Source organism: Streptomyces sp. NPDC056361 (assembly GCF_042262805.1).
Classification (GTDB): domain Bacteria; phylum Actinomycetota; class Actinomycetes; order Streptomycetales; family Streptomycetaceae; genus Streptomyces.
Genome location: NZ_JBHJQI010000002.1, coordinates 1 through 14605, shown reverse-complemented (window position 1 = coordinate 14605; position 14605 = coordinate 1). Strand labels below are relative to the sequence as shown.

Annotated in this window: 16 protein-coding genes and 1 tRNA gene; 10 read left to right on the top strand and 7 right to left on the bottom strand. The window is 73.0% G+C overall.

The features are described from left to right. Positions 1-91: 91 nt before the first annotated feature. From ACFCY7_RS00905 to ACFCY7_RS00895, 3 genes are all read right to left on the bottom strand, one after another. Positions 92-886, bottom strand: a complete 795-nt coding sequence (locus ACFCY7_RS00905; protein WP_376480403.1) for an aldo/keto reductase — start codon at positions 884-886, stop codon at positions 92-94. Positions 887-1028: 142 nt separating this feature from the next. Further along, entirely contained in the window at positions 1029-2852 is a 1824-nt protein-coding gene (locus ACFCY7_RS00900) for an AMP-dependent synthetase/ligase (protein ID WP_376480299.1), read from the bottom strand. 283 nt (positions 2853-3135) lie between these two features. Continuing rightward, complete coding sequence (locus ACFCY7_RS00895) at positions 3136-4002, bottom strand: LysR substrate-binding domain-containing protein (protein ID WP_376480298.1); 867 nt, start codon at positions 4000-4002, stop codon at positions 3136-3138. 180 nt (positions 4003-4182) lie between these two features. On the opposite strand from ACFCY7_RS00895, the gene ACFCY7_RS00890 reads away from it, so the two are divergent. From ACFCY7_RS00890 to ACFCY7_RS00880, 3 genes are all read left to right on the top strand, one after another. Further along, entirely contained in the window at positions 4183-5247 is a 1065-nt protein-coding gene (locus ACFCY7_RS00890; RefSeq protein WP_376480297.1) for a bile acid:sodium symporter family protein, read from the top strand. A gap of 78 nt (positions 5248-5325) precedes the next feature. Beyond that, positions 5326-5847: an isochorismatase family protein gene (locus ACFCY7_RS00885; RefSeq protein WP_376480296.1), complete on the top strand. Its 522-nt coding sequence runs from the start codon at positions 5326-5328 to the stop codon at positions 5845-5847. Further along, entirely contained in the window at positions 5844-6227 is a 384-nt protein-coding gene (locus ACFCY7_RS00880; protein WP_376480295.1) for a (2Fe-2S) ferredoxin domain-containing protein, read from the top strand. Before ACFCY7_RS00885 ends, ACFCY7_RS00880 begins: the two co-directional genes overlap by 4 nt. 210 nt (positions 6228-6437) lie before the next feature. On the opposite strand, the gene fdhD is transcribed toward ACFCY7_RS00880, so the two are convergent. After that, positions 6438-7265 carry a formate dehydrogenase accessory sulfurtransferase FdhD gene (gene fdhD / locus ACFCY7_RS00875; protein ID WP_376480294.1) on the bottom strand — a complete coding sequence of 276 codons (828 nt, stop codon included), beginning with the start codon at positions 7263-7265 and terminating at the stop codon, positions 6438-6440. Between the two features lie 248 nt (positions 7266-7513). Here fdhD and ACFCY7_RS00870 point away from each other — a divergent pair, with 248 nt between their 5' ends. From ACFCY7_RS00870 to ACFCY7_RS00855, 4 genes are all read left to right on the top strand, one after another. Then, entirely contained in the window at positions 7514-8470 is a 957-nt protein-coding gene (locus ACFCY7_RS00870) for a beta-ketoacyl-ACP synthase III (protein WP_376480293.1), read from the top strand. 176 nt (positions 8471-8646) lie between these two features. Next, positions 8647-9204, top strand: a complete 558-nt coding sequence (locus tag ACFCY7_RS00865) for a hypothetical protein (RefSeq protein ID WP_376480292.1) — start codon at positions 8647-8649, stop codon at positions 9202-9204. 107 nt (positions 9205-9311) lie between these two features. Then, on the top strand, positions 9312-10157 hold the full coding sequence (locus tag ACFCY7_RS00860; RefSeq protein WP_376480291.1) for a class F sortase: 846 nt from the start codon (positions 9312-9314) through the stop codon (positions 10155-10157). Positions 10158-10450: 293 nt separating this feature from the next. Next, positions 10451-10538, top strand: a tRNA-Leu gene (locus tag ACFCY7_RS00855). 56 nt (positions 10539-10594) lie between these two features. On the opposite strand, the gene ACFCY7_RS00850 is transcribed toward ACFCY7_RS00855, so the two are convergent. Genes ACFCY7_RS00850 through ACFCY7_RS00840 form a run of 3 tightly spaced genes read right to left on the bottom strand, consistent with a single transcriptional unit; the run spans position 10595 to position 12295 of the window. Further along, on the bottom strand, positions 10595-11311 hold the full coding sequence (locus ACFCY7_RS00850; protein ID WP_376480290.1) for a class I SAM-dependent methyltransferase: 717 nt from the start codon (positions 11309-11311) through the stop codon (positions 10595-10597). A 34-nt stretch (positions 11312-11345) separates the two neighbouring features. Beyond that, positions 11346-11858 (bottom strand): hypothetical protein, encoded by a 513-nt coding sequence (locus ACFCY7_RS00845; protein WP_376480289.1) that lies wholly within the window; start codon positions 11856-11858, stop codon positions 11346-11348. Between the two features lie 5 nt (positions 11859-11863). Next, positions 11864-12295: an ATP-binding protein gene (locus ACFCY7_RS00840; RefSeq protein ID WP_376480288.1), complete on the bottom strand. Its 432-nt coding sequence runs from the start codon at positions 12293-12295 to the stop codon at positions 11864-11866. Between the two features lie 271 nt (positions 12296-12566). On the opposite strand from ACFCY7_RS00840, the gene ACFCY7_RS00835 reads away from it, so the two are divergent. From ACFCY7_RS00835 to ACFCY7_RS00825, 3 genes are all read left to right on the top strand, one after another. Then, complete coding sequence (locus tag ACFCY7_RS00835) at positions 12567-13442, top strand: helix-turn-helix transcriptional regulator (RefSeq protein WP_376480287.1); 876 nt, start codon at positions 12567-12569, stop codon at positions 13440-13442. Then, a complete protein-coding gene (locus ACFCY7_RS00830) occupies positions 13443-13679 on the top strand; it encodes a DUF397 domain-containing protein (protein WP_015037566.1) in 237 nt (78 codons plus the stop codon). Between the two features lie 76 nt (positions 13680-13755). Beyond that, positions 13756-14562 carry an SAM-dependent methyltransferase gene (locus tag ACFCY7_RS00825; protein ID WP_376480286.1) on the top strand — a complete coding sequence of 269 codons (807 nt, stop codon included), beginning with the start codon at positions 13756-13758 and terminating at the stop codon, positions 14560-14562. The last annotated feature ends 43 nt before the right edge of the window (positions 14563-14605 follow it).

Sequence of the window (14605 nt, the reverse complement as noted above, 5' to 3'; positions counted from 1 at the left end):
TCGCCGCCCACGGTCACCGGGCCCGTCGTCCGTGCCCGAGGCGCCACCGCACCGCCGAGGCGGCGCGGTGCGGCAGGCTCCTCCGTGTCCTTCAGGCGCCGATGTTGAACTCGGCCGGGTTCGGGCCGAGTCGGCGGTTCTCGTCGAGGGCGGCGACGGCGGCCAGGTCCTCGGCGTCCAGCTCGAAGCCGAAGACGTCGATGTTCTCGCGGATGCGCGACGGGGTGACCGACTTCGGGATCACCACGTTCCCCAGCTGGAGGTGCCAGCGCAGCACCACCTGGGCCGGCGTCCGCCCGTGCTTGCGGGCGATGGCGACGATCGCCGGGACCTCCAGGAGGCCGCGGCCCTGGCCGAGCGGCGACCAGGCCTCGGTGGCGATGCCGAGCCGGGCGTGCACCTCGCGGGACGCCTCCTGCGGGAGCTGCGGGTGGAGCTCGATCTGGTTGACGGCGGGCACGACCGAGGTCTCGCCGATCAGCCGCTCCAGGTGCTCCGGAAGGAAGTTGGAGACGCCGATCGCCTTGGCGCGCCCGTCCGCGAGGATCTTCTCGAACGCGCGGTACGTGTCCACGTACGCGTCCTTCACCGGCACCGGCCAGTGGATCAGGTACAGGTCGACGTAGTCGAGGCCCAGCTTGTCGAGCGAGGCGTCGAAGGCCTTCAGCGTCGTGTCGTAGCCCTGCTCGCTGTTCCACAGCTTGGTGGTGACGAACAGTTCCTCGCGGGGGATCCCCGAGGCGGCGACGGCACGGCCCGTGCCCTCCTCGTTCTGGTAGATCGCGGCGGTGTCGATCGAGCGGTAGCCGGCCTCCAGGGCGGTCGCCACGGCCGTCGCCGCCTCGTCGTCCGGCACCTGCCAGACGCCGTAGCCCAGCTGCGGCATCAGGACGCCGTTGTTGAGGGTGACCGAGGGAACGCTGTTGTCCGTGCTCACGTGGGAAGGATCCTTACGTCGTCGTCGCTGGCTGTACGGAGGTACTCCCAGCGTCAACGACCGCGGAACGTTCCGCATTCCGGCCCGCCGGTCAGCCGTACAGCGCCTCGACCTCCGCCGCGTAGGCCCGCTCGATCGCCTTCCGCTTCAGCTTCAGCGACGGGGTGAGCAGCCCGTGCTCCTCGCTGAAGGGATGGGCCAGGATCCGGAAGGTGCGGATCGACTCGGCCTGCGAGACCAGCGTGTTCGCCGCCACCACGCCCCGCCGGATCTCCGTCTCCAGCGCGGGATCGCGCACCAGCTCGGACGGGGCGAGCGGCGCCCGGCCCTGCATCGCGAGCCAGTGCTCCACCGCCTCCTGGTCGACGGTGACCAGGGCGGCGACGTACGGCCGGTCGTTGCCGACGACGATGCACTGGGCGATCAGCGGATGCGCGCGCACCCGCTCCTCCAGTCCGGCGGGCGCGACGCTCTTGCCGCCCGACGTCACCAGGATCTCCTTCTTCCGCCCGGTGATGGTCAGATAGCCGTCGTCGTCGAGTGCGCCGAGGTCCCCGGTGGCCAGCCAGCCGTCGTTGAGGACGGCGGCGGTCGCCTCCGGGTTGTTGAGGTAGCCCGAGAAGACCTGGCCGCCGTGCAGCCACACCTCGCCGTCCTCCGCGATGTGCACCGTCGTGCCGGGCACGGGCTGTCCGACCGTGCCGTACTTGGTCCGCTCGGGTGGGTTCGCGGTGGCGGCCGCCGACGACTCGGTCAGCCCGTACCCCTCGAAGACCGTGATTCCGGCGCCCGCGAAGAACAGGCCCTGCCGGCGGTCCATCGCGGAACCGCCCGACATCGCGTACCGGACCCGCCCGCCGAGGGCGGCCCGGACCTTCCCGTACACCGTCTTCTCGAAGAACTGGTGCTGCACCCGCAGCGCCGCCGACGGGCCGGGGCCGGTCCCGAACGCCTTCTGCTCCAGGGCCTCCGCGTACCCGACGGCCACCTCCACGGCCTTGTCGAACGGGCCGGCCTTCCCCTCGCTCTCCGCCTTGCGCCGGGCCGCGTGGAAGACCTTCTCGAACACGTACGGAACGGCCAGTACGAAACTCGGCCGGAACGCCGCCAGGTCGGGAAGCAGCTCGGAGGCGGCCATCACCGGCTGGTGCCCCAGCTTCACCCCGCCTCGGACCGCCGCGACCTCCACCATCCGCCCGAAGACGTGCGCGAGCGGCAGGAACAGCAGCGTCGACGCCTGTTCCCCCGGCCGGGACCGGAACACCGGCTCCCAGCGGCCCATCAGCATGTCCGTCTCGAACATGAGGTTCGCGTGGGTGATCACGCAGCCCTTCGGGCGGCCGGTCGTCCCCGACGTGTAGACGACCGTCGCCACCGTCTCCGGGGTCACGGCCCGCCGGTGCCGGTGCACGACCTCCTCGTCGATGTCCGTGCCCGCCGCCGTCAGCTCCGCCACCGCGCCCGCGTCGAGCTGCCAGAGCCGCTGGAGCCGGGGCAGCCGGTCGATCACCGAGCCGATCGTCATCGCGTGGTCCTCGTGCTCCACCACGCACGCCGTGACCTCGGAGTCGTACAGCATCCAGAAGACCTGCTCGTTGGAGGAGGTCGGATAGACCGGCACGGGCTGCGCGCCCACCGCCCACAGCGCGAAGTCGAACAGCGTCCACTCGTAGCGGGTGCGGGCCATGATCGCGACCCGGTCGCCGAACCGCACCCCCTCCGCGATCAGCCCCTTGGCGAGGCCGAGCACCTCGTCCCGGAAGCCGGCGGCGGTCACGTCCCGCCACGCGCCGTCGGCGCCCTTGCGGCCCAGCACGATCCGCTCGGGCTCGGTCGCGGCACGTTCGAACACGGCGTCCGCCAGACCGCCGACCTGAGGCGCCGCCTCGACGGGCGGCACGGTGAACTCGCGCACTGACCTGCTCCTCGACGGCTCGATGGCTGGAAAGCCTCTTGTCGCACTCCGTTCGGCGCGGGTGACGGTACCCCACCCGCCTGCCCGGCGGGAGGGCCTTCACCAAGCCGGGACATTCCGTGTTCCCACAGGTCAGGGCTGGTGAGGTGACCAAGTCGCGACGGCTCCCGGGCTGTTACCGACCGGACGGTACGTCCACCGGACGTGAATCTCCACCGAATCTGTACCGACCGCTCACGCGGCGACCCCCGGGGGGTCGCCGCACGGCCGCGCGCCGACCGCCTCAGCGGGGCCGGTGCAGCCGGTCGCCGCCCGCGAGGATCGCGTCCGCCAGCGCGTCGGCCGCCTCCTGCACCGCCCCTCCCCGGCGCCCCGACCGCAGGACGAAGCCCACCTCGCCGAGCTCCGGGAGCCCGGCGCGGGCCGGCACGGGCACGAGACCCGGCGGCACCAGGCCCCGGGTGTGCGCCATCACGCCGAGACCGGCGCGGGCCGCCGCGACGTTCGCGCTGAGGCTGGAACTCGTACACGCGATCCGCCAGGCCCTGCCCTGCGCCTCCAGCGCCTCCAGGGCGCGCGCCCGGGTGATCCCCGGCGGCGGGTAGAGGATCAGCGGCACGGGCCGGTCCGGGTCGAGCCGCAGCCCCGGTGCCCCGATCCAGATCAGGGAGTCCTCCCAGACGAGCCGGCCACCACTCTCGGCCCCGCGCCGCTTGGCCAGGATCAGATCGAGCCGACCGGCCGCCAGCCGGGCCTGGAGCGTCCCGGACAGCTCGACCGTCAGCTCCAGGTCGACCTCCGGATGCTCGCGCCGGAACGACTCAAGGATCTCCGGCAGCCGCGTCGTCACGAAGTCCTCCGACGCGCCGAACCGCAGCCGCCCCCGCAACCGGGTCCCGCCGAAGAACGCCGCCGCCCGCTCGTGGGCCTGGAGGATCGTGCGGGCGAAGCCGAGCATCGCCTCGCCGTCCTCCGTCAGCTCCACCCGGTGGGTGTCCCGGGTGAACAGCGGCCTGCCCGTCGCCTCCTCCAGGCGCCGCACGTGCTGGCTGACGGTCGACTGGCGCAGCCCGAGCCGGTCGGCCGCCCGTGTGAAGCTCAGCGTCTGGGCCACGGCGAGGAAGGTGCGCAGCTGGGAGGGCTCGTACACGGCACGACGTTACCGCGGCGGCCGTCATCACGAGAGGCGATGACAGTCAGAGCGCTGTACGGGATTCCCGATCACCGGCCGGTGGCGCACGATGGACCCGCGCGCCACCCCGTCGCCGTACGGGCGCGCCCCGAGCCCGCGCGGTACGCGCGGCCCCCGCAGGACAGAGCAGTGGAGCCCATGACCCGCCACACCCCCCGCCGTGCCCTTCGCCTGCCGTCCCGGCCGCCCGTCGACGCGTACGTCCTCGCGCTGCTCGGCACGGTCGGCCTCGCCGCGCTCCTGCCCGCCTCCGGGGCGGCCGCGGACGTCGCCGAGGGCGCTTCGACGGGGGCCGTGGCCCTGCTCTTCTTCCTCTACGGCGCCCGGCTCTCCACCCGCGAGGCCCTCGACGGCCTCAAGCACTGGCGGCTCCACCTCACCGTCCTCGGCTGCACCTTCCTGCTCTTCCCGCTCCTCGGGCTCGCCGCGCGGGGCCTGGTGCCGACCGTCCTCACCCCCCAGCTCTACGGCGGGCTCCTCTTCCTCTGCCTGGTGCCGTCCACCATCCAGTCCTCCATCGCCTTCACCTCGATCGCCCGCGGCAACGTGCCCGCCGCGATCTGCGCCGGCTCGTTCTCGTCGCTCGCCGGCATCGTCCTCACCCCGCTCCTCGCGGCCCTGCTCCTCGGCGGCAGCACGGGCGGCCTCTCCGCCGACGGGCTCCTGAGGATCGTGCTCCAGCTCCTCGTGCCGTTCCTCGCCGGCCAGTTCCTGCGCCGCTGGGTCGGTGGATTCCTCGTCCGCCGCAAGAAGGTCCTCGGGTACGTCGACCGGGGCTCGATCCTCCTCGTCGTCTACACCGCCTTCAGCCAGGGCATGGTCGCCGGCGTCTGGCACCTCGTGACCCCGGCCCGGCTCGGCCTGCTGCTCGCCGTCGAAGCCGTCCTCCTCGCCGCGATGCTGGCCCTGACCTGGTACGGGGCCGGCCGCCTCGGCTTCGACCGGGCCGACCGGATCGCCGTCCAGTTCGCCGGCTCGAAGAAGAGCCTGGCCGCCGGGCTGCCCATGGCCAGCGTCCTCTTCGGCCCGCACGCCTCCCTCGCCGTGCTCCCGCTGATGCTCTTCCACCAGATGCAGCTCATGGTCTGCGCGGTCATCGCCAAGCGCCGCTCGCACGACGCGGAGACGGACGGCACGCAGACACCCGCCGCCGGGACCTCCGGGACCGCCGAGCCCGTACCCGGGGTCACGGCGCGTACGTGACCCCGTGCACCCCCTCCGGCGGCCGGATCACACCCCCGGCGGCGCCGGGATGATCATCCGGGCCGCTACGGTGCTCCCATGCCCGCACTCGATCCCGGCCGCACCGCGCTCGTCCTCGTCGACCTGATGGAACGCATCGTCGCGCTGCCCCTCGCCCCCCGCCCCGGCACCGACGTCCTCGCCGCGTCCGCCCGGCTCGCCGACACCTTCCGGGACGCCGGCGCGCCCGTCGTCCACCTCCGCGTCGAGCGGCCGAACGTCGAGAACCAGCCTCCCGGCAGCGAGCTCGTCCCCGACCTGGTCAGGGACGGCGAGCCCGTCGTCGTCAAGCGGACCATCGGAGGCTTCCAGGACACCGGACTGCACGAGCTGCTCTCGGGGTTCGGCGCTACCACCCTGGTCTTCGGCGGCATCGCCACCAACCTGGGCGTCGAGTCCACCGCCCGCGCCGCCGGCGACCTCGGCTACGACCTCGTCTTCGCGGAGGACGCCATGTCGGCCCTCACCGCCGACGAGCACCGCGCCTCCGTCGACCTCGACTTCCCCCGCCTCGGCACGGTCGCACCGGTCGCCGCCATCACGCTGGACGGACCGCGGTGACCCCCGTACCGATACGTTACGGGGCCCGCCCCTGCTCGCTCGTCGTCTGCCGCGGCTGCTGCTGCGGCGACGGCCGCAAGAACCCCGGCACCGACCACGCGGGCCAGCTCGCCCGGCTCCGCGAGGCCGCCGCGGCCTCCGGCGGCCGGCTCGCCGTCCGCACCAGCGACTGCCTCGGCCCCTGCGCCCAGGCCAACATAGTCGTCGTCCAGCCCTCCACCGAGGGCCGGCGGCGCGGCGGCCGGGCCGCCTGGGTCGGCTTCACCCTGGACGAGGACTGCCTCGACGACATCCTCGCCTGGACGGCGGCCGGCGGCCCCGGCATCGCCCCGCCCCCGGCCACCCTCGCCCTCCAGATGATCGACCCGCCGAAGAACTGACCCCCGGCCGGATCCGGGCCGCGTCGGACGGCGGTCGACCGGGTCCGGCCAGGCCCGGCCCGGCGAGGTCTGCCGGGGCAGACCTGGCTCGACCAGGCCCGGCCCGGCGAGGTCCGGCGGGGGCAGATCCGGCTCGGCAGGGTCCGCCCCCGGCCCTGCCCGGCCCTGCCCGGCCCGCCCTCGGCCCACCCCGACCCGTCCGGGCTCGGATCAGACCGCGATCCGGTGCTCTCCCGCGTACACGTTCATGTCCGGTCCGCGCAGGAAGCCCACCAGCGTCAGGCCCGTCTCGGCGGCCAGGTCGACGGCGAGCGAGGACGGGGCGGAGACGGCCGCGAGGACCGGGATGCCGGCCATGACGGCCTTCTGCGCGAGCTCGAACGAGGCGCGCCCCGACACGAGCAGCACGGCTCGCTCCAGCGGCAGCAGCCCCTCCCTGAGGGCCCGCCCGACGAGTTTGTCCACGGCGTTGTGCCGGCCGACGTCCTCCTTGACGTCGAGCAGCTCGCCGTCCTCGGTGAAGAGGGCCGCCGCGTGCAGCCCGCCGGTGCTGTCGAAGACCCGCTGGGCCGCCCGCAGCCGGTCGGGCAGGGCGGACAACAGGGCGGGCGCGAGCCGGACCGGGGGGGTGTCGGCGATCGGGAAGCGCGCCGTGGTGCGGACGGCGTCGAGGCTGGCCTTGCCGCACAGACCGCAGGACGACGTCGTGTAGACGTTCCGTTCCAGACTGATGTCCGGTACCGCGACTCCGGGCGCGAGCTGCACGTCCACCACGTTGTACGTGTTGGAGCCGTCGTCCGTGGCGCCCGCGCAGTACACGATGTTGCGCACGTCGGAGGCGGCCGCGAGGACCCCCTCGCTCACCAGGAAGCCGGCAGCGAGCGCGAAGTCGTCACCCGGGGTGCGCATGGTGATCGCGATCGGGCGCCCGTTCAGCCGGATCTCCAGCGGCTCCTCGGCCACCAGGGTGTCGGGCCGTGTGTTGACGGCACCGCCACGGATCCGCAGGACACGTCGTCGCTCGGTGACCCGACCCATCGTGACCGTTCTCGTTTCTCTGCGCGGGGAAGACCGGGAGGCCCCGGCCCGGGCCATTCTCCTCCACGGGTACGGGGACGACATCCGGGTCCGGGGCGGCGCGGAAGCCCTGCCCCGCCACGGCCCTTGTCACGGTCGGCCAAGCGGTACGGGTGAATCTTGGTGGTTTACGTCACCTGTTACCCATCAGTCGCTGGCAAGACTGGGGGATCCTGCCGGACGAACGAACCACCTAGGGGGTCCCTGGTATGACGGGCACTCGCATCGCCGCGCTCGGGCACTACCAGCCCGCCAAGGTGCTGACCAACCACGACCTCGCCGAACTCGTCGACACCGACGACGCGTGGATCACCAGCCGGGTCGGCATCCGCACGCGGCACGTCGCCGGGCCCGACGAGCCGGTCGACGAGCTCGCCGCGCACGCCGCGGGCAAGGCCCTCGCCACGGCCGGCCTCACCGCCGACGACATCGACCTCGTCCTCGTCGCCACCTCCACCGCGATCGACCGCTCGCCGAACACGGCCGCCCGCGTCGCTGCCCGTCTCGGCATGACGTCGCCCGCCACCATGGACCTGAACGTGGTCTGCGCCGGCTTCACGCACGCCCTCGCCACCGCCGACCACGCCGTGCGGGCCGGCGGGGCCCGCCGGGTCCTGGTGATCGGCGCCGACAAGATGACCGCGGTGACGGACTGGACCGACCGCACCACCTGCGTCCTCACCGGCGACGGCGCGGGCGCCGCGATCGTCGAGGCCGTCGAGGACGCCGACGCCGGCGACGAGCCCGGCATCGGACCGGTGCTGTGGGGATCGGTCCCCGAGATGGGCCACGCCGTCCGCATCGAGGGCACCCCGCCCGTCTTCGCGCAGGAGGGCCAGTCGGTCTACCGCTGGGCCACCCAGTCGCTGCCGGCGCTCGCCCGGAAGACCTGCGAGCGCTCCGGCATCGCCCCGGAGGACCTCGCCGGTGTCGTCCTGCACCAGGCCAACCTGCGGATCATCGAACCGCTCGCCGCGAAGATCGGCGCCGTCAACGCGATCGTCGCCCGCGACGTCGTCGACTCCGGCAACACGTCGGCCGCCTCCATCCCGCTCGCCCTCGCCAAGCTGGTCGAGCGCGGCGAACTGCCCTCCGGCGCCCCGGTCCTGCTCTTCGGCTTCGGCGGCAACCTCTCGTACGCGGGCCAGGTCGTCCGCGTTCCCTAGGGCCTGTCCTTCCTCCGGCGCCCCCGGCGCCCGCCCGTTCCCGCCGTGCTCCGTTCGGCGGAGCCCGGTGGCGGCGCGACGGGGGCGGACCTAGCTTCGATCGCGGTGAGGGTCGTTTCGTCCCGGGTACGGAATCGCTCCGTGTCCGACCCCTCGCGTGAACCGGAGGACCGCCCATGCGCGCGATACGTGCCGCTTCCGCCGCCCTGCTCAGCGCCGTCGCCGTGGTCGCGGCCGCGCCGATCGCCCTGGCGGACGAGGGCGACCGGAACGTCACGTCGTTCGGCTTCTCCGTCACCCCCGCGACGGTCGCCCCCGGCGGCACCGTCACCCTCACCTCCGACGGCTGCGAAGTGCCGTCCGTGACCGTCACCTCCGGCGTGTTCGACACCGTGACCCTCACCGAGGGCCGCGCGGGCAGCGCGACCGTGGACTTCGACGCCAAGGCCGGCACCCAGTACGAGATCACCTTCGACTGCAAGGGCGAGCGCGGCACCACCACCCTGACCATCGCCCAGGGCGAGCCCCGCCCGACCCCCGACGACGGCGACGACAACGGCCTGACCCCCGCAGCCCACAAGGGCGTGAAGGCCGGCTTCGGCACCGGCGCCGCGAGCTCCGACGCCGACGGCCTCGGCACCATCGAAGCCGTCACGGGCGTCCTGCTCATCGTCGGCGCCCTCGGCGCCGCCGTCGTCCTGACCCGCCGCCGCGACGTCGGCGGCGGCGCCTGACGGCCCGGCCCGGCAGGGCCTGAGAAACGGCCCCTCCGCCCCGGTGTGACGAGGTCCGGGACGGAGGGGCGCCAAACGGTGTGGGGACGCTGCCGAGGAGGGCGGACGTGGGGTGGTCGCGCGGTACCGGAGGAGTGGCGGACAGCGCCGTGCACGCGCAGGCCACGGCACGGCCGGACGGCGCCGGACGGGACCGCGCCTCGGGACGGGGGCGGTCGGAAGGCGCAGCGAGGCCGGGCGGTGCCCGGGCGCTCGACGGCCACGGGCGGCGCGGCGCCTGGGGCGTCGTCGCCGTCGTCCTCCTCGTCGGGGTGCACCTGGTGCGCGGCGGCATGGGCGGCGCCGACGGCCCGCCCCAGCCCCTCGCCGCGGCCGCCCCCGACGGCGCCCGCGCCTCCGCGGCCGCCCCCGACGGCGCCCGCGCCTCCGCGGCTGCCCCCGACGGCGCCCGCGCCGACGCCTCCGCGTCCGCCCTCGTCTCCGTACCCGATCCGCTGCCCCCTTCGACCCCCGTCCGGGTCCGCGTCCCGGCCGTCCGCATCGACGCCCCCGTCACGGACGTCGGACTGGACGACGACGGCTGGATCGAGGCCCCGCCGCCCGAGGACGACCGGGTCGCCGGCTGGTTCACCGGCGCGGTCACCCCCGGTGAGCGCGGCACCGCCGTCGTCGTCGGCCACGTCGACACCCCGAACGGCCGCGCCGTCTTCTACGACCTCGGCGCCGTCGCCAAGGGACACCGCGTCGAGATCGCCCGCCGCGACGGCCGGACCGCCGTCTTCTCCGTGTACGGCGTCGAGGTCGTCCCCAAGGACGCCTTCCCCGCCGCACGCGTCTACGGCGACTCGGGCCGCCCCGAGCTGCGCCTCATCACCTGCGGCGGCGCGTTCACGGAGGAGAGCGGCTACACCGGCAACGTGGTCGTCTCGGCCCGCCTCGTCGAGGTCCGCTGACCTCCCCGACCTGACGGACTCCCGTCGCCTCCGTGGCCCGGACCGCCCCGCGCTCGCCACTGTGACCCCCACGGAGCCGGCGTCGGGGGGCGCCGGGCTCCCGCCCTCCCTTCCGTACGGCGCGCTCGTGATCGACCACAGAACGCGCACACGATCGGGCAAATCATCTCAATCGCGAGCGAAGTGCCCCCCGCACCGCACTGACCACGGAAAACGCTGGTGAAAGGCACCTCAAACCCCTGGTAGAGTTACATCTGTCGCCGCGAGGGAAACCACAAAGCGACAAACACCTAGTCCGGGTGGCGGAATGGCAGACGCGCTAGCTTGAGGTGCTAGTGCCCTTTATCGGGCGTGGGGGTTCAAGTCCCCCCTCGGACACCACACGAAAGTGCCGGTCGATCTCGAATCGACTGGCACTTTCGCGTATGCCCGCGCCGTCACGCGGCGGGTTTGCGCGCCACCACGAGGCGGCAGACCGGACTGCCGTCGTCCCGGCGGCCGAGGCTCTCGACCGGAACGAGGGAGACCTCGAAGCCCGCGTCCCGGAGACGGGAGTGGACGTCGGCGAGGCGGAAGGTCCGGTAGTACATGACGAAGGGGGGACGCCAGATGGCGTTCCTGACGCGCATGACGGCGTCGAAGCCCCACAGGACCCAGTAGAGGCGGGAGCCGACGGGCGGCGGGGCCGCGACCGGGAAGGCGAAGGTGCCGCCGGGTCGGAGGGACGCGTGGACCTGGGCGAACAGGGTGCGCTGCTCGGCGGGGAGGAAGTGGCCGAAGGCGCCGAAGCTGACGGCCAGGTCGAAGACCGGGGCGAAGGGGAGGGCCAGCGCGTCGGCGCGGACCAGGTCGGTGGCGGGGTGCGCGGCCCTGGCCCGGGCCAGCATGCCCGTACTGAAGTCGACGCCCGTGACGCGGCCCGCGCAGACCGAGCGGAGCACGTCGAGCCCGGCGCCGGTGCCGCAGCAGACGTCGAGTCCCGAGTCGAACGGGCCCAGGGCCTCCAGGGTGCGGGCCACCGCGCCGAGGAGGCGGTCGGAGGTGCGGAACGGGGTCGCGTCGAACTTGCCCGCGAGCAGGTCGTAGCCGTGCTCGACGGAGGAGAGGGCCTGGACGGTCAGCTCGCGGAGGCTGGGGCCCTGCGGGGTGAACATGTCCCCGACCCTATGCCGTGACCGGCCCCGCGCGTCAGAGCGCGCTGCCGACCGGGGGTGCCGGCCATGCCGGGGCGATGCCCGTCAGCTGGCAGACGAGGAGGTAGAGCGGGATCGGCGGGGTGTAGGGGGAGGTGCCGTCGGGGTGGTGGATGAGGCGCGGTCCGCGGTCGGGGATCTCGGCGCCGGGGGCGTAGCAGGCGGGCAGCGGCCAGGTGAGGTCGTGGTCGGAGCCGGCGGGGACCAGCCACCACCACCATTCCGCGTCCGCGTAGACGCAGCCCTTGGCGGGGAGGCGCGAGAGGATCTTGAAGCCGAAGCGGGCGGGGACGCCGACGGCGTCGCAGCCGAGGCCGGTGTGGAGGCCGACGGGGACGGCGAGGCGGGTGGCGTCGAGTTCCGCGGAGTCGAGCGTCCGGGAGCCGGGCGAGGTCGAGCCGAGGCGCCTGGGCTGCGGGGCGCGGGAGTCGGCGGCGCCGCGCTGGCGCGGGACGGCGGGGGTCTCCGGCGGCTTGCGGACCGACCGGGGGGTCAGCAGGGTGGCCATCGACCTCAGCATGGTTCCCCCGTGCCGTGGGCGAGCTCCGCCCAGACGATCTGTGCCGTGCCGTGGCCGGTGCGGTCGGCGCCCCAGGCGGTGCAGAGCGCGTCGACGATGAGGAGTCCGCGGCCGCGTTCGTCCTCGCCGCAGTCGCGTATCCGGGGGTCCGCCGGGCCGCCCTCGTCGCGCACGGCTATCCGCAGGGTGTCCTCGCCCTCGCGGAGTTCGCAGATCACCCGGTCGCTCGCGGTGTGCACGACGGCGTTCGTGACGAGTTCGGAGACGACGAGGGCGACCGTGTCGCGTATCTCGGGGCCGCAGCCCCAGAGGATGAGCCGCTCCTCGGAGAGCCGGCGGGCGCGTGCGACGGACGAGGTGAGGGCCGGGAGCTCGAAGGCGAAGCGGCGGACGGTATCGGTGTGCTGCTGTGGGCGCTGGGCCATGACCAGGGGAGCTCGCGGGCTCAAGAGACCTGAGGGCTGCGCGTTACCAGAAGCCACGACCGGTTCCTCACAACAGTGGGCAGGACTGCCGTACGGCGCTGTCGCCGTGGCCTGGTGGCGCACGGCGGCAGCGTGTACTGGTTCACCGGAACACTGTCCTCCTGAGTCGGACACTTGGCAAGTGGCACTCTGAAAATTGCAGAGTGCCTTGTTCTCACTGGCCCGGCTTCGTGGCACACTCGTCGAAACAGTGCGTCGGGGAGGTCTGAGAGTGAGCGAGCCGCGGTCCGCCCCCACGGTGGGACAGGTCGTTCTCGGCAGGCGCCTGCAGGATCTGCGGGAGCGGGCCGGCCTGAAGAGGGAAGAGGCCGCGAAGATCCTCCGGGTGGCCCCGGCCACCGTCCGGCGCATGGAGACCGCCGAGGTCGCGCTGAAGATCCCGTACGTCCAACTCCTGTTGAAGGAGTACGGGATCACGGACTCCGAGGCCGAGGGTTTCATCGCCCTCGCGGAGGAGGCCAACCTCCCCGGCTGGTGGCAGCGGTTCCACGACGTGCTGCCCGGCTGGTTCTCCATGTACGTGAGCCTGGAGGGGGCCGCGAGCCTCATCCGGGCGTACGAACCCCAGTTCATCCCCGGTCTCCTGCAGACCGAGGCGTACGCCCGTGCCATTCTGCGCAGCGGGGCGGTCGGTGGCGGCAGCGACGCCGCCAAGGACGAGGACGCCGAGCGTCATGTAGCCCTACGGATGGAGCGCCAGTCCCTGCTGACCAGGGAGGACGCCCCGAAGTTCTGGGTGATCATGGACGAGACGGTGTTCCGCCGACCGGTCGGCGACGGGCCCGAGGTGATGCGCGACCAGCTCGACCGGCTGCTCGAAGCGTCCGAGTCGCCGAACATCACCCTGCAGATCGCGGAGTTCGCGTCCGGCCACCATCCCGGCACCTACGGACCGTTCGTCCTCTTCCGCTTCGCCATGCCCGAACTGCCGGACATGGTCTACAGCGAGTACCTGACCGGCGCCGTCTACCTCGACGCGCGCCCCGAGGTGGCATCCCACCTGGAGGTCATGGACCGCATGGCGGCGCAGGCCGCGACTGCACAACGCACGAAGGAGGTTCTCCGGAACCTCCGCAAGGAGCTGTGAATGGATCGCATATACAACGGCATGCCCGCCGCCGAGCTCGGTGCCGAAGGATGGCACAAGCCCTGGAGCGGTGGGAACGGGGGCAACTGCGTGGAGGCCATGAAGCTGGCCGACGGCAGAGTCGCCGTGCGACAGTCCGCAGACCCTGAAGGACCAGCGCTCATCTACACCCACGGGGAGATCGCCGCTTTCATCCAGGGCGCCAAATCCGGTCAGGCTGACTTTCTGCTCACCTGAACCCTTCCGTCCCACCGCTACCATCGCGTAACTCTTGCTGTAGTGCCAGCCGTTCATCCCGACCAGGAGAGAGCCGATGACCCAGGACCCCGCATCCGTCCGGATCGACACCAGCAAGCCCCACCCGGCGCGGATGTACGACTGGTTCCTGGGCGGCAAGGACAACTACCCGGTCGACGAGGCGATGGCACGCCAGCTGCTCACCGTCGACGCCCGGGGCCGGGACATGGCCCGCGTCAACCGGGCCTTCATGCACCGCGCCATCCGCTGGCTCAGCGCCCACGGCGTCCGGCAGTACCTGGACGTCGGCACGGGCATCCCGACCGAGCCCAACCTGCACCAGATCGCGCAGGAGGCCGCGCCGGAGTCCCGCATCGTCTACTGCGACAACGACCCGATCGTGCTCGCGCACGCGGCCGCCCTGCTGCGCTCGACCCCGGAAGGGGCCACCGAGTACATCCAGGCGGACGCCCGCGAGCCCGAGGTCATCCTCGAAAGGGCCGGAAAGGTCCTTGATTTCGATCAGCCCATCGCACTGTCGATGCTTGCCCTGCTGCACTTCGTCGGGGACGAGGACGGTGCCTACGAGCTGGTCTCCAAGATCGTCGAGAAGCTCGCGCCGGGCAGCTACCTCGTCCTCTCGCACGTCACCGGGGACTTCGACCCCGAGGGCGCGGCGAAGGCGAGCGCCATGTACAAGGCGCGCGGGCTGACCCTGCGGCCCCGCTCGCGCGACGAGCTGGCCGCCTTCTTCGAGGGCCTGGAGTTCGTCGAGCCCGGAGTCTCGCTCACCGCCGAGTGGCACCCGGAGCTGGGCGAGCCCGTCCCGGTCCAGGGCGACGACCCCATCCCGGGGTGGGCCGCCGTGGCCCGCAAGCCCTGACCGACCCGTACGGAGCGAGAAGGGGGGCCCGTGGACCGGATTC

Coding starts and splice junctions, on each gene's coding strand:
- ACFCY7_RS00905 (WP_376480403.1), bottom strand. CDS start 886: ATGCCGCAGCTGGGCTACGGCGTCTGGCAGGTGCCGGACGACGAGGCG.
- ACFCY7_RS00845 (WP_376480289.1), bottom strand. CDS start 11,858: ATGGCCACCCTGCTGACCCCCCGGTCGGTCCGCAAGCCGCCGGAGACC.
- ACFCY7_RS00870 (WP_376480293.1), top strand. CDS start 7,514: ATGACGGGCACTCGCATCGCCGCGCTCGGGCACTACCAGCCCGCCAAG.
- ACFCY7_RS00830 (WP_015037566.1), top strand. CDS start 13,443: ATGGATCGCATATACAACGGCATGCCCGCCGCCGAGCTCGGTGCCGAA.
- ACFCY7_RS00825 (WP_376480286.1), top strand. CDS start 13,756: ATGACCCAGGACCCCGCATCCGTCCGGATCGACACCAGCAAGCCCCAC.
- ACFCY7_RS00885 (WP_376480296.1), top strand. CDS start 5,326: ATGCCCGCACTCGATCCCGGCCGCACCGCGCTCGTCCTCGTCGACCTG.
- fdhD (WP_376480294.1), bottom strand. CDS start 7,265: ATGGGTCGGGTCACCGAGCGACGACGTGTCCTGCGGATCCGTGGCGGT.
- ACFCY7_RS00865 (WP_376480292.1), top strand. CDS start 8,647: ATGCGCGCGATACGTGCCGCTTCCGCCGCCCTGCTCAGCGCCGTCGCC.
- ACFCY7_RS00850 (WP_376480290.1), bottom strand. CDS start 11,311: ATGTTCACCCCGCAGGGCCCCAGCCTCCGCGAGCTGACCGTCCAGGCC.
- ACFCY7_RS00840 (WP_376480288.1), bottom strand. CDS start 12,295: ATGGCCCAGCGCCCACAGCAGCACACCGATACCGTCCGCCGCTTCGCC.
- ACFCY7_RS00890 (WP_376480297.1), top strand. CDS start 4,183: ATGACCCGCCACACCCCCCGCCGTGCCCTTCGCCTGCCGTCCCGGCCG.